Source organism: Paenibacillus pabuli (assembly GCF_039831995.1).
In the GTDB taxonomy this organism is placed as follows: domain Bacteria; phylum Bacillota; class Bacilli; order Paenibacillales; family Paenibacillaceae; genus Paenibacillus; species Paenibacillus pabuli_C.
On the sequence record NZ_JBDOIO010000004.1, the window covers coordinates 1,294,483 to 1,317,690 of the forward strand.

At 47.6% G+C, this 23,208-nt stretch carries 26 protein-coding genes; 22 read left to right on the plus strand and 4 right to left on the minus strand.

Annotated features, from left to right (window positions below; genetic code table 11):
• Positions 1-30 precede the first annotated feature (30 nt).
• From ABGV42_RS25400 to ABGV42_RS25415, 4 genes are read left to right on the plus strand one after another with little or no spacing between them, the layout of a single operon-like run.
• Positions 31-990, plus strand: coding sequence for a metal ABC transporter solute-binding protein, Zn/Mn family (locus ABGV42_RS25400; RefSeq protein WP_347384491.1), 960 nt, complete (start codon positions 31-33; stop codon positions 988-990).
• A gap of 56 nt (positions 991-1,046) precedes the next feature.
• A complete protein-coding gene (locus ABGV42_RS25405; RefSeq protein WP_095359392.1) occupies positions 1,047-1,805 on the plus strand; it encodes a metal ABC transporter ATP-binding protein in 759 nt (252 codons plus the stop codon).
• Between the two features lie 46 nt (positions 1,806-1,851).
• Positions 1,852-2,655, plus strand: a complete 804-nt coding sequence (locus ABGV42_RS25410) for a metal ABC transporter permease (RefSeq protein ID WP_095290395.1) — start codon at positions 1,852-1,854, stop codon at positions 2,653-2,655.
• 48 nt (positions 2,656-2,703) lie between these two features.
• Complete coding sequence (locus ABGV42_RS25415) at positions 2,704-3,417, plus strand: cytochrome c biogenesis CcdA family protein (protein ID WP_347384216.1); 714 nt, start codon at positions 2,704-2,706, stop codon at positions 3,415-3,417.
• Positions 3,418-3,525: 108 nt separating this feature from the next.
• Here the strand turns inward: ABGV42_RS25415 and splB are convergent, their stop codons facing one another.
• Positions 3,526-4,596, minus strand: coding sequence for a spore photoproduct lyase (gene splB, locus ABGV42_RS25420; protein ID WP_347384217.1), 1,071 nt, complete (start codon positions 4,594-4,596; stop codon positions 3,526-3,528).
• Positions 4,597-4,816: 220 nt separating this feature from the next.
• On the opposite strand from splB, the gene mntR reads away from it, so the two are divergent.
• The 3 genes from mntR (at position 4,817) to ABGV42_RS25435 (ending at position 8,140) form a co-directional block, all read left to right on the plus strand.
• On the plus strand, positions 4,817-5,245 hold the full coding sequence (mntR, locus tag ABGV42_RS25425; RefSeq protein WP_347384218.1) for a transcriptional regulator MntR: 429 nt from the start codon (positions 4,817-4,819) through the stop codon (positions 5,243-5,245).
• A 210-nt stretch (positions 5,246-5,455) separates the two neighbouring features.
• Entirely contained in the window at positions 5,456-7,054 is a 1,599-nt protein-coding gene (locus ABGV42_RS25430; protein ID WP_347384219.1) for a family 10 glycosylhydrolase, read from the plus strand.
• 84 nt (positions 7,055-7,138) lie between these two features.
• Positions 7,139-8,140 carry a patatin-like phospholipase family protein gene (locus ABGV42_RS25435; RefSeq protein WP_347384220.1) on the plus strand — a complete coding sequence of 334 codons (1,002 nt, stop codon included), beginning with the start codon at positions 7,139-7,141 and terminating at the stop codon, positions 8,138-8,140.
• A 66-nt stretch (positions 8,141-8,206) separates the two neighbouring features.
• Here the strand turns inward: ABGV42_RS25435 and ABGV42_RS25440 are convergent, their stop codons facing one another.
• Both ABGV42_RS25440 and ABGV42_RS25445 read right to left on the minus strand, forming a co-directional pair.
• Positions 8,207-8,542: a hypothetical protein gene (locus ABGV42_RS25440; RefSeq protein ID WP_347384221.1), complete on the minus strand. Its 336-nt coding sequence runs from the start codon at positions 8,540-8,542 to the stop codon at positions 8,207-8,209.
• 5 nt (positions 8,543-8,547) lie between these two features.
• Positions 8,548-9,540: a DUF1385 domain-containing protein gene (locus tag ABGV42_RS25445; RefSeq protein WP_347384222.1), complete on the minus strand. Its 993-nt coding sequence runs from the start codon at positions 9,538-9,540 to the stop codon at positions 8,548-8,550.
• Between the two features lie 212 nt (positions 9,541-9,752).
• On the opposite strand from ABGV42_RS25445, the gene ABGV42_RS25450 reads away from it, so the two are divergent.
• The 5 genes from ABGV42_RS25450 to ABGV42_RS25470 all read left to right on the plus strand — a co-directional run bounded on the left by ABGV42_RS25450 (position 9,753) and on the right by ABGV42_RS25470 (position 14,254).
• Entirely contained in the window at positions 9,753-10,328 is a 576-nt protein-coding gene (locus ABGV42_RS25450; protein ID WP_347384223.1) for a YqhR family membrane protein, read from the plus strand.
• Positions 10,329-10,405: 77 nt separating this feature from the next.
• Positions 10,406-10,849: a type II 3-dehydroquinate dehydratase gene (gene aroQ, locus ABGV42_RS25455; RefSeq protein WP_347384224.1), complete on the plus strand. Its 444-nt coding sequence runs from the start codon at positions 10,406-10,408 to the stop codon at positions 10,847-10,849.
• Positions 10,850-10,888: 39 nt separating this feature from the next.
• Positions 10,889-11,962, plus strand: coding sequence for a M24 family metallopeptidase (locus ABGV42_RS25460; RefSeq protein ID WP_347384225.1), 1,074 nt, complete (start codon positions 10,889-10,891; stop codon positions 11,960-11,962).
• 290 nt (positions 11,963-12,252) lie between these two features.
• Positions 12,253-12,810 (plus strand): elongation factor P, encoded by a 558-nt coding sequence (gene efp / locus ABGV42_RS25465; RefSeq protein WP_095290413.1) that lies wholly within the window; start codon positions 12,253-12,255, stop codon positions 12,808-12,810.
• Between the two features lie 190 nt (positions 12,811-13,000).
• A complete protein-coding gene (locus ABGV42_RS25470; RefSeq protein WP_347384226.1) occupies positions 13,001-14,254 on the plus strand; it encodes an aspartate kinase in 1,254 nt (417 codons plus the stop codon).
• Positions 14,255-14,331: 77 nt separating this feature from the next.
• Here ABGV42_RS25470 and ABGV42_RS25475 read toward each other — a convergent pair whose 3' ends face one another.
• Positions 14,332-15,081 (minus strand): 2-phosphosulfolactate phosphatase, encoded by a 750-nt coding sequence (locus ABGV42_RS25475; protein WP_347384227.1) that lies wholly within the window; start codon positions 15,079-15,081, stop codon positions 14,332-14,334.
• 264 nt (positions 15,082-15,345) lie between these two features.
• Between ABGV42_RS25475 and spoIIIAA the strand changes: the two genes are divergently transcribed.
• The 10 genes from spoIIIAA (at position 15,346) to accC (ending at position 23,190) form a co-directional block, all read left to right on the plus strand.
• Positions 15,346-16,350, plus strand: coding sequence for a stage III sporulation protein AA (spoIIIAA, locus tag ABGV42_RS25480; protein ID WP_347384228.1), 1,005 nt, complete (start codon positions 15,346-15,348; stop codon positions 16,348-16,350).
• Entirely contained in the window at positions 16,343-16,861 is a 519-nt protein-coding gene (gene spoIIIAB / locus ABGV42_RS25485; RefSeq protein WP_239300422.1) for a stage III sporulation protein SpoIIIAB, read from the plus strand. Before spoIIIAA ends, spoIIIAB begins: the two co-directional genes overlap by 8 nt.
• 29 nt (positions 16,862-16,890) lie before the next feature.
• Positions 16,891-17,094 carry a stage III sporulation protein AC gene (spoIIIAC, locus tag ABGV42_RS25490; RefSeq protein WP_017687585.1) on the plus strand — a complete coding sequence of 68 codons (204 nt, stop codon included), beginning with the start codon at positions 16,891-16,893 and terminating at the stop codon, positions 17,092-17,094.
• Positions 17,095-17,126: 32 nt separating this feature from the next.
• A complete protein-coding gene (spoIIIAD, locus tag ABGV42_RS25495; RefSeq protein ID WP_347384229.1) occupies positions 17,127-17,516 on the plus strand; it encodes a stage III sporulation protein AD in 390 nt (129 codons plus the stop codon).
• Between the two features lie 30 nt (positions 17,517-17,546).
• Positions 17,547-18,734, plus strand: coding sequence for a stage III sporulation protein AE (gene spoIIIAE / locus ABGV42_RS25500; protein WP_431523694.1), 1,188 nt, complete (start codon positions 17,547-17,549; stop codon positions 18,732-18,734).
• A 30-nt stretch (positions 18,735-18,764) separates the two neighbouring features.
• On the plus strand, positions 18,765-19,631 hold the full coding sequence (spoIIIAF, locus tag ABGV42_RS25505) for a stage III sporulation protein AF (RefSeq protein ID WP_347384231.1): 867 nt from the start codon (positions 18,765-18,767) through the stop codon (positions 19,629-19,631).
• Between the two features lie 17 nt (positions 19,632-19,648).
• Positions 19,649-20,287 (plus strand): stage III sporulation protein AG, encoded by a 639-nt coding sequence (gene spoIIIAG / locus ABGV42_RS25510; protein WP_347384232.1) that lies wholly within the window; start codon positions 19,649-19,651, stop codon positions 20,285-20,287.
• 65 nt (positions 20,288-20,352) lie between these two features.
• Positions 20,353-21,183 (plus strand): SpoIIIAH-like family protein, encoded by an 831-nt coding sequence (locus tag ABGV42_RS25515; RefSeq protein ID WP_347384233.1) that lies wholly within the window; start codon positions 20,353-20,355, stop codon positions 21,181-21,183.
• 138 nt (positions 21,184-21,321) lie between these two features.
• Entirely contained in the window at positions 21,322-21,789 is a 468-nt protein-coding gene (accB, locus tag ABGV42_RS25520) for an acetyl-CoA carboxylase biotin carboxyl carrier protein (RefSeq protein WP_347384234.1), read from the plus strand.
• 57 nt (positions 21,790-21,846) lie between these two features.
• The gene (gene accC, locus ABGV42_RS25525; RefSeq protein WP_347384235.1) at positions 21,847-23,190 is read left to right on the plus strand and encodes an acetyl-CoA carboxylase biotin carboxylase subunit; all 1,344 of its coding nucleotides are present in this window, start codon (positions 21,847-21,849) and stop codon (positions 23,188-23,190) included.
• Positions 23,191-23,208: the final 18 nt, after the last annotated feature.

Sequence of the window (23,208 nt, forward strand, 5' to 3'; positions counted from 1 at the left end):
AAAACCAGAACCAAATGGTTATGGAGCAGCATGCTTATTCTCAGTTTGCTCCTGTTGTCGGCGTGCGGACAAAGTAATTCGGAAAGTGCGAAAATCGAGGAAGGCAAAGTGAACGTGATCACGAGCTTTTATCCTGTATATGCATTTACAACGGCCATCGGCGGCGAAGACGCAAACGTTATTAATTTGCTGCCAACCGGCGTTGAGCCCCATGATTGGACGCCTAAGAGCCAGGATATTGTGAACACCTCCAAAGCACAATTGTTCCTATACAACGGTGCAGGCCTTGAAGGATGGGTACCTAACTTTCTCAAGTCCCTGAACAGCGATACCCAAGTGAAGTCTGTTGCTGTAAGTGATGGGGTCAGTCTGCTGACTGCTGAAGGCGATGATGGACATAACCATGGGGAAGAGCATGAAGACGAGCACGCGGAAGAAGAAACAGGTACAGAAGACGTTGCAGACCATCACATTGACCCGCACACATGGGTAAGTCCCAAATCGGCTATAGTGATGGCAGAAAATATCAAGAATAGTCTCGTGGAAGTAGACCCTGATCACCAGGATGGCTACGAGCAGCGTTATGAGGAACTGCGCACCAAACTCGAAGCACTCGATCAGCGCTTTACCGACGAATTATCCAAAGTCTCCAACAAGGAAATTGTTGTGTCCCACCAGGCATTCGGATATCTTGCACGTGATTATGGTTTGACCCAGCATGCCATCATGGGGCTATCTCCGGATGCTGAACCAACAGGTCAGGACATCGTGAATTTGTCCAAGCTTGTGAAGGAAGAGGGCATCAAGTACATCTTCTTCGAAGAGCTGGTATCTGACAAACTGGCCAAAACATTGGCTGGCGAGGCTGGTGTGGAAACGATGGTGCTGAATCCGGTTGAAGGACTTACCAAGGAACAGGCAGCGAATGGGGATGATTATTTCACCCTGATGGAGAAAAATTTGCAAAATCTGCTGATCGCATTAAAATAAGATAGACTGAAGGATTCGTTTTGCAATCCTTATATATAATGAAGGGCGGCTTTGCCATGCAGCAAATCATGCCACTATGTCATGATCCAATCATAGAGATTGAGAAGTTATCTTTCTCTTACGGTGACCAGCGAGTGATCGAAAATCTTGATTTTATGGTCAAGGAACGGGATTTTGTCGGTATTATCGGTTCAAATGGAGCGGGAAAAACAACACTGCTGCGCATGTTGGTGGGACTGCTGCCTCCAGCGCAGGGGGATATCAAATTGTTCGGACAGTCGATTCGTAGATTCAAGGATTGGGAACGGATCGGCTATGTCCCGCAAAAAAATGCATTTAACCCATTGTTCCCTGCAACCGTGCGGGAAGTGGTCATGTCTGGTTTGTACAACAATAAGAATATGTTCCGCCGGATGACGCGCAAATCGCAGCAGCAGTGCACGGATGCACTGGAGGTTATGCGTATCGAGGATCTGGCAAACAAACGGATTGGACAATTGTCCGGAGGACAGCAGCAGCGAGTGTTTTTGGCACGTGCGCTTATCAATCATCCGGATTTGTTGATTTTGGACGAACCTACAGTAGGGATTGACGCCGAGTCTCAAGCAAGTTTCTTTGAGCTCATTACCCATATGCATGAACACCACCGGATGACGTTCCTGATGGTTTCACATGATATGGACCGGATGGAGAACTATCTTGGTTCAGAAGCGGCAACAACCAACGGGAAAATCAACTTTCATGTTCGTCATTCGCATGAGGTGGAGGATTGTGCCGAGACCAATTTGCAGCATACTACTGCCCTGGTACGATAATGATATTGTACAACTAGATTAGACAAGGCTGAAGGAGTCGTGTGTTTTGGAGATTTTAATGAGTGATTTTTTTCAGCGTGCATTGGCAGGAGGATTGCTGATCGGTATTACAGCTCCACTGATTGGACTGTTTCTGGTGCTGCGACGTTTGTCCATGATCGGGGATACCCTATCTCACGTAACAATAGCCGGGGTTGCCCTCGGTTTTTTGATTGAGGTTTATCCGATTGCAGTGGGACTTGTCTTTGCTGTGCTCGCATCCTTTGCCATAGAGAAGCTGCGCAAGGCATATAAGACTTATGCCGAGTTATCCATTGCTATTATCATGTCAGGTGGCGTCGCGCTTGCTTCGTTGTTCTTTACACTAGGTAAAGGGTACAATACGGATGTAATGAGTTACTTGTTCGGCAGCATTTATACACTGGACTCTACCGACTTGAAGTTGGTTGGAGTGGTAACGCTGATTGTAGTCATCGTTGTTGCGCTGCTACATAAGGAGTTTTTCCTGCTCAGCTTTGAGGAAGACGCTGCGGCAGTTACAGGTCTGCCCGTAAAATTGCTTAACATGCTGATTACGGTGATGACAGCTCTGGTTATCAGTACCGCAATTAAAATCGTAGGGGCACTGCTGGTGTCAGCACTATTGACCATTCCTGTAGCGGTAAGTCTGCTTATGGCACGGAGTTTCAAGTCGGCCATCATTCTCTCCGTCGTTATCGGGGAGATTGCAGTTGTCATTGGTTTGGTGGTAGCTGGAATTTGGAATCTGGCTCCAGGAGCAACAATTGTATTATTGCTTATCATGATGCTGATTCTTACGATGATTGGAAAAAAAGGGTTCCGAGCCTGATAATTATACGCGTGCAAGTGAGCCCCAGGGAAGGGAGACCACCGCTTCATGCCTGATGTTAATGTGTGGCTGGCTTTTGTCGCAGGATTGGCTTCATTTATATCACCGTGTTGTCTTCCACTGTACCCTTCGTATTTATCCTACATTACGGGAATGACCGTACAAAGGTTAAAAGACGATCGCAATCAGCGTGAAGTCCGGCTTAAAACATTAACGCATACGCTGGCGTTCATTTTGGGATTCTCGGCGGTTTTTTACTCGCTAGGACTTGGAGCAGGATTGTTTGGGCGCTTTTTCAATGATAATCGTGATTTAATTCGTCAGTTATCCGCCATTTTAATTATGCTCATGGGTTTATTCCTGCTAGGGGTATTTAAGCCGCAGTTTCTGATGAAAGAACGCAAGCTGGACCTGAAATGGAAACCAGCAGGGTACCTGGGTTCTTTTATTTTCGGGATAGGTTTCTCGGCAGGCTGGTCACCGTGTATCGGTCCCATCCTGACTGCAATCATCGCGATGGCTGCGAGTGAACCGACAACCTGGCTTACCTTGATCACCGGCTATACGGCTGGATTCGCATTACCGTTCTTCATCCTTGCTTTTTTCATCGGTTCAACACGCTGGATCTTACGATATTCCAATGTGATGATGAAAGTCGGGGGAGCACTCATGCTGTTTTTGGGTGTGCTGCTATTCACGGATCAAATGACAAAAATCACCATTTGGCTGCAGCAGATTACACCGGATTGGATGATTATTTGAAACAAATACCCGAGTATAAACAAAGCAGGCTACATGAAGGCCAGAGCACATTCTGACCCATGTATCCTGCTTTTTTGATCGTCACCACTGCAGATATGATGTTAGTACTTAGGTGAAGTAATCAATGTTTGCTAACGGGAAGTGTTCGAAAATTCGCTCCGTTATGAACTCGCGCAGCGCGTCCTGCTGATCATCCTTGTACACATATTTATATTGCCCCCAGCGGCCCCATTTCATCTTTCTTTTCTCGATGTCCATTTCAAGTTTGGTTTTGGGGTATCGTTTCTCGATGGTGGCTTTTGCCGTTTTGGTAAATCGATGCTGAATCATTTCAAAAGTAAGATCCTTCGTGGCATCTTCCGGAAGTGTGTCGGCAAGCTTCTGTAAAAGCTCCGCGTACCCTTCCTGCCATCCGTCATACCACATGATGGGGGCGATGATAAAACCTAACGGGTACCCCGCATGCGCTATTTTGCCTGCTGCTTCGATCCGTTCTTCAAACCTGGAGGTAGCAGGTTCAAAGTTCTTGATGACATAATCCGAATTGACACTGAACCGGATGCGGGTATGACCGTTATGTTTGATATTTAATAAGGGATCTACGTGATGATATTTCGTCACAAACCGCAAACGTCCGTATTCCTCATCGGCCATAAAACGGATCAGATCACTCAAGTTTTCGGTAATATGCTCGAGTCCCACCGGATCAGAAGTACAGGCTGCTTCAAACCGGGTGATTTCAGGTGCCCGTTCATCGATATATCCTTTGGCCGCCTGAATGATTTCTTCGGTGTTCACATACACCCTTACATAAGGTTTGGCTCCAAGCGTAGTTTGAAGATAACAATAATGACAATGGCCCATGCATCCTGTTGAGATCGGAATCGCATATTCAGCTGAAGGTTTCGACTGATCGAATTTGAGTGTTTTGCGTACACCTACGACCAAGGTTCGTTTCGCCATCCGGTATTTTTCCTGTTCGGTTTCACCAGGCAGATTGGTGATCCGGTTATGGGAAGTGGTCATCTGATATGGAATTTCCTTGGAAGTCACCCATTCCATGATCCGTTTGCCCTTCTCATATTCCAGCGCACCGGGTTCAAAATAGACCAAATCGGGAATAAAGGGTTTAGTACCTTTTGCTTTGCGAACCGGGGGCTGCGCTACACTTGTACTCACGGAATCACTCCTTTCAATACGAAACCTTGCTTAGTTTGCCTCACATAAGCATAAGTCAACCTTGCCAATACTTGCGTTCGGGATCAGAAGCGCCTATGTGTTATAAACGACATAGCGATTGGTACGTACAAGACTTGCCAATGCGTATTGATAACATGTATCATTATAAGATAGGGACCAGGCAAGAATATTGCCGGTCAGAGAGAAGAGAGGGAAGCAGATGCCAACGCCCAGTATGGAAGATTATTTGGAGCGTATATACAAATTGATTGATGAAAAGGGCTATGCTCGTGTGTCAGATATAGCTGAAGGGTTGGAAGTGCATCCTTCATCGGTGACCAAGATGATCCAAAAGCTGGACAAAGACGAGTACCTGATTTACGAAAAGTACCGTGGGTTGGTACTTACTCCAAAAGGGAAAAAGATGGGGAAACGTTTAATGGAACGCCATCATCTGCTTGAACAATTTTTAACGACTATTGGTGTCCAGGAGGAGAATATCTACAAGGATGTGGAAGGAATCGAACATCATCTGAGTTGGGATTCCATTACCTGTATCGAATCTTTGGTAGAATATTTCCGTCAGGACGAGAGCCGATTGCGTGATCTTCAAAGTATTCAGGAACTCATGAGCAATACCGAATCCTGAGGCAGCATAGGGCCATTCACAGAGGTCCTTAAGAGCTTAAACTATCAAAAAACAGAGGGTGTAACTTTGTCGTTGTAATGGCAGAGAGACACCCTCTGTTTTTTTGTTGTCCATAATTTGGTGAATTATCGCAACTAACCAATCCTTTGGAGCGTCTATTAAACTAGCAGAATTTGCCGAGAATTTTAATGATGATGGAGGATTGTACTGATGAAGTTTCGTAATGGATTGATCCTGCTGCTCATTTTCGTGCTGGGCTTACAAACAGCTGGACTGAGTGCACAGGCTGCTTCACAAAAAGAAATTGATATTTATCTGGATGGTCAACGGTTGGAATCGGATGTATCGCCTTACATTTTGCCCAAAGTAAATGTGACGATGGTCCCGCTGCGTGTGATTAGTGAAGGATTAGGCGCTTCCGTCCTTTGGTCACAGGCTTCGAGAACCGTAACGATTAAGAAATCCGAATCGGTGATCACCATGACCAGTGGACGCCAACAAGCGACGGTTGATGGTATCACAGTCGATTTGGATGCATCGGTTGAACTGAAGAAAGGCCGGGTAATGGTTCCAATTCGATTCGTGAGTGAAAACCTTGGGATTACAGTGAATTGGAATCAGGCAGCACAGACGATTAATCTGACAACAGGAGATGCTCCTGCACCCGATCCGGCTACCCCGGCAAATCCGGGAGGCACGGGCAGTACTCCAAGCACGGATGACATGCGGGGTGCGTGGATCTCAACGGTGAATGGTGATTGGCCTTCCTCCAGTGCAAAAGGAAATGTAGAAAAGCAGAAGCTGGAGTACACTCAGCAGCTCGACACGCTCAAAAGCATGGGCATCAATGCTGTATTTGTTCAGGTTCGGGCCAATGCGGACGCCATCTATCCTTCAGGTCTCGTACCATGGAATAGTGTGCTTACAGGGACTCAGGGCAAGGACCCGGGATATGACCCGCTTGCGTTCATGATTGAGGAAGCACACAAACGGGGACTGGAGTTCCATGCCTGGTTTAACCCGTTCCGCGCAACCAATTCAGCAAGCACATCCGGACTTGCAGCCAATCATGTTTCCAAACTGCACATGAACTGGATCGTGAATGCATCAGGCAAACTTTACATTAATCCGGGAATTCCGGAAGCCAGACAGCATATTATCGACAACATCATGGAAGTGGTAAATCAATATGATATTGATGGTGTTCATCTGGATGATTACTTCTATCCCTCTAACGTAGCATTCAATGATGACGCCGCCTTCAAGGCCTATAACACATTGAATACCAAAGACCGTGCCGAGTGGAGACGGGATAACATCAATCAGTTTGTTAAACAGCTGGGCGAGAGTATCCACCAAGTAAAAGCAGGCGTAGAGTATGGAATCAGCCCTTTTGGTGTATGGCGCAATAAGGCTGTTGATATCACAGGTTCCGATACCAAAGCTGGAGTTACTGCATATGACAGTATGAATGCGGATGTGCGTACATGGATCAAGCAGGAGTGGATTGACTATGTGGCACCGCAAGTATACTGGAGTATGACGTTAAGTGCAGCACGCTATGACAAAGTGGTGGACTGGTGGGCAAACGAAGTCGCTAATACCGACGTGAAGTTGTATATCGGGCACTCCCCTTATAAGCTGGGTACACCTGAAATAGGCTGGCAGACCTCCCAGGAAATTATTGATCAGCTCATATACAATGAGAAATACGATACGATTAAAGGCGATATTTACTTCAGTTCGCAATATTTGACGAAGAATCCACTGGGCTTAATCGCCAATTTAAAAGCATATTATGGACTTTAAATCATTTTCAGCGTAATATGGTCAACCCTCGTTCTCATAGAGTGGCAGTAGGAATGGACTGCCTGGAGAACGGGGGGTTTTTATATGTTAATCAATGGGGTGTTTGAAGGCGGGGGTGTAAAGGGGATTTCGCTTGCAGGGGCCGTGCAGAGTGCACAGGACTATGGCTTTCAGTTCAATCGTGTTGCGGGGACGTCCTCCGGATCGATCGTAGCTTCATTGATCGCTGCCGGATATCGCGCGGAAGAAATGAAATCCATCATTGAGAATACGCCATTTGCCTCATTACTGCGGCGTTCACCCATATTTGATATACGCTGGATTGGACCGGCAGCAAGGCTGTTTTTGAAAAAGGGTTTATATTCTGGTGAAGCACTTGAATCATGGATCGGCAATATGCTCAAACAGAAAGGGATCCGAACATTCGCGGACCTGCCACCAGGCAAGCTTCTGATTACCGCATCGGATATCTCCAACGGAACCTTTCTGGTACTTCCAGATGATATACGGCGGTTCGGTATTGATCCTGATAAGTTCGAAGTGGCCAAGGCCGTACGAATGAGCTGTAGTATCCCGTATTTTTTCGATCCAGTGGCCATACGCAAATCGCCCGTGATGTCCAAAGGCATGCGTTTTCCCGATCAGTTCGTGTATGTCGTGGACGGAGGATTGCTTAGTAATTTTCCATTATGGCTGTTTGATGGGGAACGTACGGCGCGTGGTGGAGATATTATTCCCACGGTCGGTTTCAAGTTGGTTGGCAAGACGGAAGGGGAGCCGAGCAGAATTAAAGGTCCTTTAAGCATGCTGCAGGCATTGGTTGAGACGATGCTTACAGCGCATGATGAGCGATATATTGAACAGATTAACCGTTTCCGTACGATTAAAATACCAACCCTGGGCGTTAAGCCGACACAGTTCAATCTGTCCGTGCAGGAAAGTACAGCGTTGTATTTATCGGGTGTTGCAGCAGGTACAGAGTTTTTCAGTCGATGGAACACGAAGTTCTATGATGAGCAGTTGGATAAACAAAAAAGAGAAGAGCGGAAAAAGGTGTCTCAAACACCGCCACTAACGCCTGTGTAATAGTAAAAGCACTGCTTCAAAGTTACGAAGCAGTGCTTTTGTTGTTTTCGTATTACCATATGATCCCTAGTGAAACTTGGGAATATCCTCATCGCTTTTCCCCTTGTTTCCTTGGATGACATGAAAGGGATAATCTTTGCGTTTTTTGGAGGATCCGCTGCTCTTTCTGGCTCCAGACCCGGATTGGGCTTTCACTTTGGCCATGGTGCGTGCCGAAGGTTTGATCTTGGGTTTGGTTTTACGCGCCCAACGCCTTGGTGGATACTTATATAGCAGGAATATACCGCCAAGGACTGCAACAGGTACAATAAATCCGAATATACCTCTGCTTGCCACCCAGCTTATAAGGCCAAAGGCAGCAATCGCAATAACTATCCAAAATATGATCGCCTGCTTGTTCATATCAATCACCCTTTCACAGGATCGAGTGTTGCAACAGGTACTTCCGATGTAGCGGATACGTTGGCCAGCTTGGCATCCAGTTCACGCATGCGGTTAAACGAAGCGATGGACACTTCGACCTGCTCGTTAGTTGGCTCTTTGGTAGTGAGCAGTTGCAGCCAAAGTCCAGGATATCCGAGATAACGCAGTACGGGAATGTCACGCACCGAGTTGGTGATCTTCAATAGCTCGAAGGAAATCCCGAGAACAACTGGCAGCAACAGCAAGCGCTGTCCCATCCGTTCCCAAAGGTTGTCGTAGGTGAAAAGGGAGTACAGGAATACACCGATGATGACCGTCAGCATGATAAAGCTGCTTCCGCAGCGGTAATGCAATCGACTGTATTTCTGAACATTCTCAGGTGTGAGCTCTTCACCGGCTTCATGAGCACTAATTACTTTATGTTCCGCCCCGTGGTATTGGAATAATCGTTTGATCATTGGGGTCTGTGAGATCAGCCACAGGTAGGCAAGAAGCAGAATCAGCTTGATGCCGCCTTCCAGTAAATTATGCAAAAACTGATTGTCGAATGCATTTTTAAACAAAAAATTCTCAATGACGACAGGAAGCAGCGTGAGCACAATTTTACCAAAAAGGAAGGAAAGAATGGCTACCGCAGTGACACCAATAATCATGCTAAGGCTCCAGCCGGAACCTTCTTTTTCTTTTTGTTTTGCTTTCTCTTCAGGTTCGAGTTCATCATCAGCATAAGCGTCAGCAGAATAATTGAGATGTTTGCTTCCTTTGACACTTGAATCTATAATGCTGACAATCCCGCGCAGTAACGGAATCCGCCGCAATTTCATGACCCAGGTCTTGTCTTGCTTGGGAACTTCCAGATACGTAATTTCGCCGTCTTTTCTTCGAACAGCCGTAACGTTGACGTGTTTACCGCCAAACATTACGCCTTCAATGACAGCTTGCCCCCCGTAGCTGACAGGCTTGGATTGTTGAGGCAAATTATTCACCTTCCTATTCTGTTCTGTACCCTCTGATTCAAAGGTAGTTTGATATTCCTATTGTATCGAATTTTGAGACCGATTTCTAGTTTCAGGGACAAACCTTGAGATGTTGTTGTTAAGTTTGTCCTGTTCTGAACATACTACCCGGTAGAGAATGATTGAAATCTGGTTTATCGCGACACAGAAGACTGAGGCAAAGGAGAATATAGATGGCAGAATATACAGATAGACACGCATCTCATGTGGATCCCAAGCATGGGGGCGTGGAAAGTCATGCGGATAAGGGCAGACGCTCGAAACAGCGCCAGGGGCAGCATTATTATACCAAACCGTTTTCTTTTGCAGTGGAGCTTGGTTTCTTTGCAGGCTTTATTTGGGGAGGGATACATTGGCTAAACTACTTGCTTCATTTCAGCATCGTCCCGTTGGGATTTTTGGCAGAGCCCTTCTTCAAACATGAATATATATATACCGCTGCGGGGCATCTGACAGGCTGGCTGTTTTTCATTGTGTTTTCCATTGTGGCTGCACTGATTTACACATATACGCTGAGAAAATGGAAAGGACCTTTACCGGGAATCGGCTACGGGATCGTTTGGTGGCTGATCATCTTTGTACTGGTTGGCCCCAAACTGGACATGGTGAAACCGATAAACCGTTTGACTTGGGATTCTATCATCACCGAATTTTGCTTCTTTTTGCTGTGGGGGCTGTTCATCGGCTATACCGTAGCTATGGAGTACACGGACGAACGGAAACGCGAGCCCGAGAAAGCGGGAGCATAGCCGCAAAAAAGCTTCTCAATCCGGCAATGGCTGTGTTAAAATAGCAGATGGTTATTTGCAGAAAGGATGGGGCAGCTATGAAACGGATTGTTGTGATCAATGGCCCGAACCTGAACATGCTCGGTATACGTGAACCTGGCATCTATGGAACGCTTAGTCTGAAGGATATTGAGGACAAAATTCGCAGACAGGCAGAGGAGCTTGACGTCTCCATCTCTTTTTATCAATCCAATCACGAAGGGGACATCATTGATCGTATTCATGCAGCTATGGGCGATGCGGACGGAATTATGCTGAATGCCGGAGCATTAACCCATTACAGCTATGCTGTACGTGATGCGATTAATGCAGTAAAAGTGCCTACCGTGGAAGTTCATCTATCCAACATTCATGCACGCGAAGCTTTCAGACATCATTCAGTAATTGCTGCAGAAACAATCGGGCAGATTGCCGGATTTGGCGAAGTAAGCTATGAACTGGGGCTGCTGGCTCTCGTGCGTCATCTGGACAAACAAACCTGAGCCGGGGACCCGGGAATGTGAGAGAAAGAAGGGTTACCGATGGAAAACAAACGAGTAAATAAGTTGCGTGAGGCCATGCGTGAGCGCGAACTCACAGCAATGCTGATTACGAACCCGATTAACCGTCGTTATATGACCGGTTTTACAGGGTCAGCGGGGTATGTGCTGATTACGGAACAGGAAGCATATTTGCTGACTGATTTCCGTTATATGACACAGGCACCGCAGCAAGCTAAAGGATTTACCGTTGTAGAGCATGGGCCAAAACCGATGGATTCGGTGCGAGAACTGCTTGCATCTGCAAACATCAAAGAGGTTGGCTTCGAGCAGGACACGGTTACATTCGGCACGCACTCCGCTTATGCTGAGGCACTTCAATCCATCGAACTGAAAGCTGTATCCGGTATTGTGGAACAACTTCGTATCTTCAAGGATGAGGATGAAATCGCTGTAATGCAAAAAGCTGCTGATCTGGCGGATGCTACGTTTAGCCACGTTTTACAGTTTGCCAAACCGGGTATGACTGAGCGTGAAGTGGATTTGGAAATGGAGTTTTTCATGCGCAAGCATGGAGCAACATCCTCTTCCTTCGACACCATCGTAGCTTCGGGTGAACGTTCCGCAATGCCGCATGGCGTAGCGAGCAGCAAGGTCATCGGACAAAATGAGTTAATTACATTTGACTTCGGTGCATTGCTTGACGGATACTGTTCAGATCTGACACGCACGATCGCAACGGGTACACCTGTACCAGAGCTGCGTAAAATTTATGACATTGTACTGGAAGCCCAGTTACATACGCTTGAGAACCTGAAACCGGGCATGACCGGACGGGAAGCAGATGCACTGGCACGTGATATCATTGCAGGATACGGGTATGGAGATCAATTCGGACATAGCACAGGCCACGGCCTGGGGATGGAAGTCCACGAAGCTCCGCGTTTATCCAAGCTTAGTGACGATGTGTTGAAACCGGGCATGGTTGTAACCGTTGAACCGGGTATCTACATTGACGGACTTGGCGGCGTACGTATCGAGGATGACGTGGTTATCACGGAAACAGGCATTCATATCTTAACGAAGTCGGACAAAAAGTTCACCGTTATCGGCTAACATTCTAGCCACCAGCGATGTAAAACGGTTTTTAATGTGGATTTAAATTGAAAAAGTTAATTACACCACAACGGAGAGTGCAGAAACAATCTGTAGAAGCGTAGCGTTCGCCTTTATCCCAGGATTTTCCCCTTGAAAAAGGAATCAAAAAATCCGGGGATAACAGCGATCGAAAGATGGTTCTGCAATCGGAGTGAAAAAGGTGGAATCTCTTCTCTTTCATTTTATGTACATCATTAACCCATCGTTTTACATCGTCTACTTTTCAACCATATCAGGAGGGATTTTTCGTGATTTCAGTAAACGATTTTAAAACAGGCTTGACCGTACAAGTGGATGGAGATATCTTCACTGTACTTGACTTCCAACATGTTAAACCAGGTAAAGGCGCAGCATTCGTACGTTCCAAATTGAAAAACCTGCGTAACGGTAACACGGTTGAGCGCACATTCCGTGCAGGTGAAACGATTGGACGTGCCATCATCGAAAACCGTGGCGTATCTTATCTGTATGCAAGTGGTACAGAGCACACGTTCATGGACAACGAAACATATGATCAGTTCACATTGACAAGCGACCAACTGGAATGGGAATTGAACTTCCTGAAAGAAAACATGAATGTAAAGATCGTCAGCTACCAAGGTGAAATCCTCGGAATTGACTTGCCTACAAGCGTAGAGCTGAAAGTTATCGAGACGGAGCCAAGTGTTAAAGGTAATACAGCTCAAGGTGCTACCAAAAACGCTAAAGTGGAAACGGGCTTGAACGTTCAAGTTCCTTTGTTTATTAACGAAGGCGACGTTCTGCTGATCGATACACGTGAAGGTAAATACTCCTCCCGCGCGTAACTTTCACGGGGTATAAGCAAAATACACAATGATGTCAACCCTTTGCCAATGATTTGGCAGAGGGTTTTTTCGAAAAAAGATTAGCCTATCAGGCACTTTCGTAATATACTGGGTTAAAGTCATTTTTCGGAGAGAATAATGGCGATGGACATAATTATGCATACTGCACAAGGTAGGGAGTGGATTTGCGTTGTCATTGTACGTCATGAAGTTTGGGGGCAGCTCGGTCGGAGATACGGGACGCATGAAGCGTGTAGCCGGACGTGTTGTAGAGAAAGCTGATGAAGGACATCAGTGTGTCGTTGTGGTTTCGGCGATGGGAGACACGACAGATGATCTGATTGATCAGGCGAAACTGCTCAATAGTGAATTGCCTGCGCGTGAAATGGATATGCTGTTGACCACTGGAGAGCAGATCTCGATTTCGCTATTATCCATGGCCATTCAGGCACTGGGTCGTAAGGCAATTTCGTTTACCGGATGGCAAGCGGGCTTCCGCACTGAACCGGTACATGGAAAAGCACGAATTAATGATATCCATCCGGAACGTGTAAATGAAGCGCTTGCGGACGGCAATATTGTAATTGTTGCAGGATTCCAGGGCATGACCGAAGATGGAGAGATTACAACACTCGGTCGCGGTGGCTCTGATACAACCGCTGTAGCGCTGGCAGCAGCCATCAAGGCGGATGCGTGTGAAATCTATACGGATGTGGATGGAATTTATTCGACAGATCCCCGGATTGTCAAAGTCGCGCGCAAGCTCAAGGAAATTTCGTATGACGAAATGTTGGAACTTGCAAATTTGGGAGCCGCAGTACTGCATCCGCGTGCGGTTGAGTACGCGAAGCATTCCGGTGTACCTTTAATTGTAAGATCCAGCTTTAACCATAATGAGGGAACGGTTGTGAAGGAGGAAGCAGCAATGGAACAAGGCGTCGTGGTAAGCGGAATTGCCTATGACAAAAATGTGGCTCGTATCAGTATTTTGGGAGTTCCGGACGCACCGGGAGTTCTCGCCGAGGTGTTTGGTGCACTGGCATCTGAACAGATCGATGTCGACATTATCGTTCAAAGTGGTGTTATGGACGATAAAGCAGACTTCTCATTCTCGGTGGCACTGTCTGATCGCGAGAACGCGCTGCGTGTCCTTGAGGGCCTTCACAGCCGTTTGCCGTATCGTGAAGTCACATCGGAAGATCATTTGGTTAAAGTATCGATTGTCGGTGCAGGCATGGTCAGCCATCCGGGTGTTGCAGCCAAAATGTTCCAAGTAATTTCTTCAGAAGGCGTGAGCATCAAAATGGTCAGCACGTCCGAAATTAAGGTATCCTGCGTCATCGATGGTGACAAACTTCATGAGGTTATCAAAGCACTGCACACAGCGTATGATCTCGACACGGCAGAGCAGGCTGTAGTTGGCGGTCCACAAGTTCGCAGATAATTCGATGCCATATATATAAATGAACGAAAGGTGTTCTGTATCGCCATCCGGGCGACAGAACACCTTTTTTCTATGTTTTACAGCAATTTGGATATCCTTTCCCCCTCCGAGCCCCGAAACAATTCCATACGATGATCTTCTCTCATCTCTGGTACACAGTCGAACAAGTTTAATTGGGAGCAGTAGGTGACATCATGCATACTGCCCAGTTTGTCAAGCCGCCTTGCACCTGTGGATACACGAACAAGATCCGGTAAAGTGTCCTCACATTGGGTAACAGCCTGATGCAGTACCCTGCCAAGATCGTTCAGCCTGATAGGGAAATGGGACTGTCGGTACAGTTCTTCAATAATGCATCCTGCACACAATCCATCCTCCAGTGCGAATTCGTCCTGATCTCCTGCGCATAACAAAAGAACGTCTCTTTGGAGCAGACAGAGCGCAGCTGCGACCGCCTGCACGTTCAGAAAGGAACCGGCCAGCACATGCCTTGCCCTGGAAGCTTTGATTAGCGCGCGTGTCCCGTCGGTAGTGGTCAGGATTACGGTTTTACCTGCGATCTCCTGCGTCATATATTCATAGGGGGAATTGCCCACCTCGAATCCGGCGATTTTTTTGTTAAAACGCTCCCCGCCCCGAATTGAATCCTGAACGGTCATCTGTTTGGCTTGAGGAACGGTCTCCACCGCGATGACAGCCGCGGCATCATATGCCAAGGCTGTAACGATTGTACTTGTGGTACGCAGCACGTCGATCACAACGGCACTTCGTCCTGCGATATCGATTCTTCGGACTTCATTCACATTTCCTACCACATCGACTTGCACTCCCCACAACTCCTCTCTTCATTTGGGGATAGATGGTTCTGTCTTCCCTCCGGAATGGATTTCACCTGTCTGCAAGCACTATATGCACGATGATATAGACGGGTGCCTAGAAGAAGCCTGGATCTATGATATTTGACTCTCAGGCCTGTTCTGAAAGAAATGCTAGATTTCAGCGTCATAAATTGAATGTACAGGCATAGACTTGAGATAGGAACAAGCACCAGATACGCGGTGAATACGATTTAAGGGTTGGAGGGGCCATTCATGAAGGTGAACTGGAAGGATCTCTTTCCGGAACCGATTCGAACCATTCTGGGAAGGATGCCGCCCGCTATATTGGAGCAAGTGGAGGAAGTACGTATCCGCGAAGGAAGGCCGCTCGAGATCAATGCAGGGAACGCCTATCACTTCCTTACCGCACAGGGCAGCCCAACAGCGAAGCCTGAAGAAGCTTATATTCCTCAAAAAGAGGTGACACACAGGCTTCTGGATCTGATTAGCAATCACTCGCTCTATACACTGGAAGAGGAGCTGCGCAAAGGATTCATCACCATTCCGGGAGGGCACCGTATTGGATTGGCAGGCAGAACTGTGCTTAGCGGGGGCCGGGTGGAATACTTGCGTGATATTAATGGTTTCAACGTCAGGGTAGCCCGCGAAGTCCATGGGGTAGCCGATCGAATCCTGCCTCACCTGTTGGATCTGAAAAGCGGACAGGTATTCCACACCTTGATACTTTCACCGCCTCAGCAAGGAAAAACAACGTTGCTGCGAGATTTGGCCAGACAAATCAGCAGTGGAACCAAGCTAACAGGTGTCAGTGAGCTGATCCAGGGGCTGAGGCCGCGTCTCAAGGTTGGCATTGTGGATGAGCGATCCGAGATCGCCGGAAGTTATAAAGGTGTACCGGGGTTTGACATAGGTCCCCGAACGGATGTCATGGACGGTTGTCCCAAGGCGGAAGGCATGATGATGATGCTTCGTTCGATGTCTCCAGACGTACTCATTGTGGACGAGATCGGTCGTCCGGAAGATGCAGAAGCTGTGATGGAGGCACTGCATTCCGGTGTTTCGGTTATTGCAACTGCCCACGGCCGTGATCTGTCCGAGCTGTCTTCCAGGCCTGCATTGCGTACCTTAATCGCTGCACAGATGTTTCAGCGTTATGTCCAGTTGCAGCGGACGAGCCGAGGGATGAGCTTCAAGGTGGCCGATGGCAAAATGCGAGGTCTTCAGCAAACCGAGGCAGGAGGTGAAGCCTTTGGTTAACATGCTGGGTGCCGTGATTATCCTGCTTGCCAGTACACTCGCGGGCTTCTACCGTGCGAAACAGTATGCACTCAGACCCAGACAGCTGCGAGAATTGATTGCTGCCCTGCAGCGACTGATGACGGAGATCAACTACGGACTGACCCCGCTTCCCGATGCGATGGGAAAAATGGGAGTTCAAACCAGAGAGCCTGTCAAAACACTGTTTCTTCATGCCGCGAAGCAAATGGAGCCCCCTCTGGGTCATACGGCACGAGAGAGTCTGCAATCTGGAATCGAACAAGCATGGGGAAAATCAGCGATGAAAGCGGATGAGAGGGAAGTCATGCTGCAATTAAGCTACAGCCTTGGCACCAGCGACCGTCAGGATCAGACCAAACACATTTCGCTAGCCATTCAACAACTTATGCATGAGGAATCCCGTGCTCAAGCCGATCAAATGAAATACGAGCGGATGAGTCGCAGTCTCGGGATGCTTGTCGGAGCGTTAATCGTCATTCTGATCTTTTGAAATTGCCGCGATAGTGAGGTGCCAAGGTCATGAATTTAGAAGTGAACGCAATTTTCCAAATTGCGGGCATCGGAATCATCATTGCGATGATTCATACGGTGTTGAAACAAATGGGAAAGGAAGATATGGCGCACTGGGTGACCGTGATCGGATTTGTGGTTGTATTGTTCATGGTTGTTCGCATGCTGGACAGCCTGCTGCAAGAGATCAAATCGATCTTTCTGTTTCAATGAAAACCGTCATGAAGCCGGGATGGTGGTGACCTGTGGAAATTATCCAAGTCGTGGGTCTAGCCCTGATTGCAACAGTTCTTATTCTCATCATTAAGGAACAGAAACCGATGTTTGCCTTTCTGATTGCGGCTGCGACAGGCATTGTGATTTTCATGCTGCTCATTGGCAAGATTGGCGCAGTGATTGAGGTGCTGAAGCGGCTGGCCGAAAATTCAGGCATGGAAAACATCTATCTAAAAACGGTGCTGAAAATTATTGGTATAGCATACATTGCCGAATTCGGCGCTCAGATTGTAAGGGATGCTGGGCAGGAGAGCATTGCTTCCAAAATTGAACTTGCCGGCAAGGTCCTAATCCTTGTACTCGCTATTCCGATCATCAGCATTATTATTGAAACCGTCATGAAGCTGATGCCGGTCTAGAAGGAGGCGTGCATACAGCATATGAACATCATGCAAGACAAGCAGCGATGGCGCCTTACGATCGTGCTGGTCCTGTGTTTTCTGTTTGCGATAATGGGACAGGTTGCAGCAGGCTCAGGCTCACCTTCGGATGAATGGTTGCAGCAGCAGGCCGACCAGCTTCCCAAGGATCAGGTGGAGAAATATTGGGATCAACTCATGCAGCAATACGGAGGTTTTTTTCCGGATGGGAAGACGCCTTCTTTCATGGATATGCTTGTCCCCGGTAATGAGGGATTCAGCCTGAAATCAGTGTTTGTGGCCATTGGCACCTTCATGCTGCATGAGATTTTATATAACGGCAAACTGCTCGTCACCATCGTGATGCTGAGTGTGCTGAGCATGATTTTAGAAACACTGCAGACCGCATTTGAGAAAAACAACATTAGTAAAATCGCCTACTCCATCTGTTACATGGTCATCATCGTTATTGCAATTAATAGCTTCAGCGTAGCCATTGGGTATGCCAAGGAAGCCATTGAAGGCATGGTCAACTTTATGATGGCTATGGTGCCTTTGCTTTTCACACTTTTGGCTTCCATGGGGAACATCATTACCGTTTCGGTTACGCATCCGCTGATCATTTTCATGATCCATCTGGTCAGCACGCTGATTCATATCGTGGTATTCCCGCTATTATTTTTCTCGGCTGTACTGCACCTTGTCAGTTCGATATCAGACAAATATAAGCTGACTCAGCTGGCAGACCTGCTGCGCAACATTAGCGTCGCATTACTGGGCATTCTGCTGACGATGTTTCTCGGGGTTATTTCCGTGCAAGGTGCATCCAGCTCTGTTGCAGATGGTGTAAGCCTCAAAGCAGCCAAGTATATCGCAGGCAATTTTGTTCCGATTGTGGGACGAACATTCGCAGACGCAACAGACACGGTTATTACGGCTTCCATGTTGGTCAAAAATGCCATTGGTCTGACAGGTGTCATCATCATCTTGTTTTTATGCGCGTTTCCTGCGCTCAAAATATTGACACTTGCCCTCATATACAACATTACGGGAGCTATAATGCAGCCGCTAGGAGATACGCCGATCGTTGGTTGCCTGCAAGCCATCGGAAAATCGATGATTTATGTATTCGCAGCTCTGGCGGCCGTGGGATTGATGTTTTTTCTGGCGATCACAATCCTGCTTACTGCGGGGAATCTGACAATCATGATGAGATGAGCAGGTGATCTCGGGAAAGGAGCTGGAAGGATGGGGTGGCTGAGCAGCTGGCTCCGGGAATTGATCATGATCGTACTGCTGGCAACATTCGTGGATATGCTGTTACCCAACCGCTCCATGGAGCGTTACGTCAAGCTTGTGCTGAGCCTCCTTATCCTCCTTACGCTTCTGTCACCCATCACCAAGCTGCTGCGGAGTGATCCGGTTGGTGAACTGAAGCGGGCCATGACAGCCATGGAATCGCCATCGGATGGGAATGTCACACTGGAACAGATTTTGGCACAAGGCAGGCAGCTGCAATCGAATGAGCAGGAACAATCCCTGCAGTGGACGGCACGAGAATTGGCGAATGTGATGAAAGGGCAGATCGAGGAAACGACGGGGGAGCGGGTTCAATCCGTTGAGGTCCAGTTGGTCATGTCCAACCGTCCAACGGGCACAGAGAATGCTTCATCGGTGGATCTGCCCGTGATTGAACGTGTCGTGGTGCAAATGCCCACACCTGGAAGCGCGAAACCAAATGATTCTGAACAGCAGGATGCAGCGGTAAACGCCAGCCCGGTATTCGGATCTGAACAAGCTAACGATTCTTCTGAAGGAACTTTATCCACGAAGCCAATCGAGATTGGACAGGTACAGGTGCCTGAAGTACAGATTGAGGTGGGAAAAGAGAGTGATAACCAAAATGCAGCGAATGAAGGTTCTGCCAATCAGGAAAATGCGAATGGAGCCGTTTCCGAACCTGCAAACGGAGCGTCTGGAGGCAGTTACCAAGAAGAACAAGGGACATCCCGATCAGAGCGAGCCGTTCAAATTATTACACTGCTAACCGAAAAGTGGGATATTGATGCCACTAACGTACAGGTGAAGGAACAGAAAAGCGCTCAGGCGTTGTAAAAAAAGGAGGGTATCCGATGAAGCAATGGCTAAAAAAGATTGAAGGCCTGCTGGGTGGAGGAGAAGGTGGAGCAAGGCGAAGCCAGACGTTCCGCTGGCTGATCATTCTGGGCCTGATCGGCGTAGGAATCATGCTGTTCAACTCCTTCGTCAATGTGAAAAAGATTGATTCCGAGAACATCGGACGAGAACCTCCGGATCCGGTAGCATCCATGGCGTCTTTACCAAGTGATCCGGCTGACCAAAATCCGTTTCAGGCCATAGAATTTGCATTTGAAGACAAGATCAAGGGTGTTCTTGAAAACATCGTTGGTGTAGGAACTGTGGATGTCATGGTCACTGTGGATTCAACCGAGGAACTGGTCGTACAACGAAATGTAAAAGATTCGCAGCAGCTGACCGAGGAAACGGATGCAAACGGGGGCAAAAGGCACATGACCCAATATACCCGCGATGGAGAAATTATCACTTATGAAATTTCAGGGGATCAGACACCGATTGTTACGAAAAAGCTCAAGCCACAGATCAGGGGGGTACTCGTCGTTGCCAAAGGCGCCGAAAACAAGGTTGTAAAAGACCTGATAACCGACGCCGTGGAAAAAGGACTGAATGTCGCAGCGTACCGAATTTCGGTTGTCCCGCGTAAGCAGGACTAGGCAAGTGCAATCATTTGAATGGCCCAGTTATTATCGAATCAAGCTAATTTGAGGAGGAAGTTCTAATGAATAACAAACGCCAAACGGTATGGCTCGTTTCCATGCTGAGTCTGATGGTCATTTTGTCCGCATATTACCTGTTCACCGAAGATTCCGGTCCAGTCAATGCCCCTGTAGCGGAGAGTCAACAAGTGGATGGTATGAATCAGGGGGAAGTCAAAGAGACAGCTGGCATTCTTGATCCTACAGAAGGTCTGGTTGTAAACGAAGTTGTCAATGGCGGGGAAGTAACGGGTTCTGATACTACCGAGCAACCAGCAGCTTCTGAGGGGGCTGAAAATCCTGCTGCAACGGACGGACAGCAAGCCGCTGAGACGGAGCAAGCGCCCGCAACAGAGTCCGGTGAGGGCAAGGCCGAAACCAATCAAGAAACGGATAAAGGAACGGCTGCAACACCTGATGCCAGCCAAACAGAGGGAAATGCAACCAAAACGGATGAAGATGTACTGAAGGAGATGGAAGAACAAAATACGGCAGCATCCGCGAGCAGTCAGTTCCAAAATTATCAATGGCAGCGCGAAGAGAGCAACAATCGCAAGTATGAGGAGCTTATGACCATTGCCGGCGATCTGAGCAAAACGCCAGAAGAAAATGCCAAAGCGACTGAAGAACTCCGTACACTGGAGGAAAAAGAAGCCAAAATCAATGGTATTGAAGAAACACTGTCCCAACAGTTCGCCAATGCGATTGTACAAGAAGATGCTGACAAGTATAAAGTAGTCGTGCTTAGTGATAAACTGGATGTTAAGCAGGCAGTTTCTATCGTGGACCTGGTCATGAAAGAGCTTGCCGTTACGCAAAACAAAATCAGCGTGCAATACGTGACAGAACAGTAATCGAATCCATGGAGAAGTGCCCCGGGAGCTTGTTAAAGTCTCGGGCTCTTTCCATTTTTAACGATTATGATATAATACATAAAGCCATATGACCGTCCTAGTGAGACTGGCATGATGCCGAAGGAGTGAATAATGGAAATGTTTAAATTGAGTGAGATCAAAGAACTGATCAAACTGGTGGATGAAAGTTCCGTTCAGGAGTTGGAAATTGAAAATGAAGGATCACGTCTGTCGATCCGCAAACCGGGTAAAACCGAATACGTTCAGGCAGCTGCGGTTCAACCGCAAGCCATTGCTGCTCCGCAGGTACAACAACCTGCTGCTGTGGTAACAGAAGCAGCTCCGCAAGTGGATACTACAAGCCATTTACATAAAATTGTATCTCCGATGGTGGGTACTTTTTACAGAGCTTCCTCACCGGAAGCGGGTCCTTTTGTAAGCGTTGGTGATAAGGTTGTTGATAAAACAACGGTATGTATCATTGAAGCGATGAAGCTGATGAACGAGCTTGATGCCGACATCAAGGGAGAAATCGTTGAAGTGCTGGTTGAGAACGGACAGCTGGTCGAGTATGGACAGCCCCTGTTCCTGGTTAAACCGGAATAACGGTAAATCGCCGGAGAGCCGGCAACCGCATGAGCTTCGAAGGAGGACAATAACGAAATGAAATTTCAAAAAATACTGATTGCGAACCGTGGCGAGATCGCGGTACGCATTATTCGTGCCTGTCGTGAGCTCGGTATTTCGACAGTAGCGGTTTATTCGGAAGCGGACAAGGACTCGCTGCATGTACGTCTTGCAGACGAAGCCTATTGTATTGGACCTACGTTGTCCAAAGACAGCTATCTGAATTTCACCAACCTGATGAGTGTGGCGACCTTGACGGAATGTGATGCGATACACCCTGGTTATGGTTTTCTAGCGGAGAATGCCGATTTTGCGGAAATTTGTGATTCCTGCAACATTACTTTTATCGGTCCTTCCCCTGAAGCGATAACCAAGATGGGTGACAAAGCTGTCGCTAAGCAAACGATGAAAGACGCGGGAGTCCCTGTTATTCCGGGATCCGATGGTCTCGTCGAAAGCATGGAAGAAGCGATTATGCTTGGCCGGGATATCGGCTATCCTGTTATTATCAAAGCCACCGCAGGTGGCGGAGGTAAAGGTATTCGTATCGCCGAAGATGAAGAGGCACTGATCAAACAGATTACGGCTGCTCAGCAGGAAGCACAAAAAGCTTTTGGTAACGGCGGGGTCTATCTGGAGAAATTCCTGACAGGTATGAAACACGTGGAAATTCAGATCATTGCCGACAAGCACGGGAATGCAGTACACCTTGGCGAGCGTGATTGTTCTGTGCAGCGGCGCCGTCAGAAGCTGGTGGAAGAAGCCCCTTGTCCTGTTCTGAATGAGGAAGTGCGTACACTGATGGGAGAAGCCGCAGTTCGTGCAGCGCTGGCTGTAAATTACTCGGGAGCAGGGACACTCGAGTTCTTGCTCAGCCCTAACGGTGAATTCTATTTCATGGAAATGAATACGCGTATCCAAGTGGAACATCCCGTTACCGAAATGGTGACAGGCGTGGATCTGATTCGTGAAATGATTTCGGTGGCCGAGGGCAACCCGTTGTCTTTCCGTCAGGAAGACGTTGTCATCAACGGATGGTCAATTGAATGCCGTATCAATGCCGAAGATCCGGATCGCAATTTTATGCCTTCACCAGGTAAGATTGGTTTTTATCTTGCACCAGGTGGTCCGGGTGTACGCGTCGATAGCGCAGCTTATCCGGGCTACACGATCTCTCCGTTTTACGACTCCATGATTGCAAAATTGATTGTATGGGGTGCGAACAGGGAAGAAGCTATTGCCAAGATGAAACGCGCGCTCGCTGAGTTTGCCATTGAAGGCATCTCCACGACGATTCCTTTCCATCAGAAGTTGCTGGAACATCCAACGTTTATCCGGGGCGATTTTGATATTAAATTCCTTGAGGAAAACGAGATTTAAACAGGCATATTGGGCTTG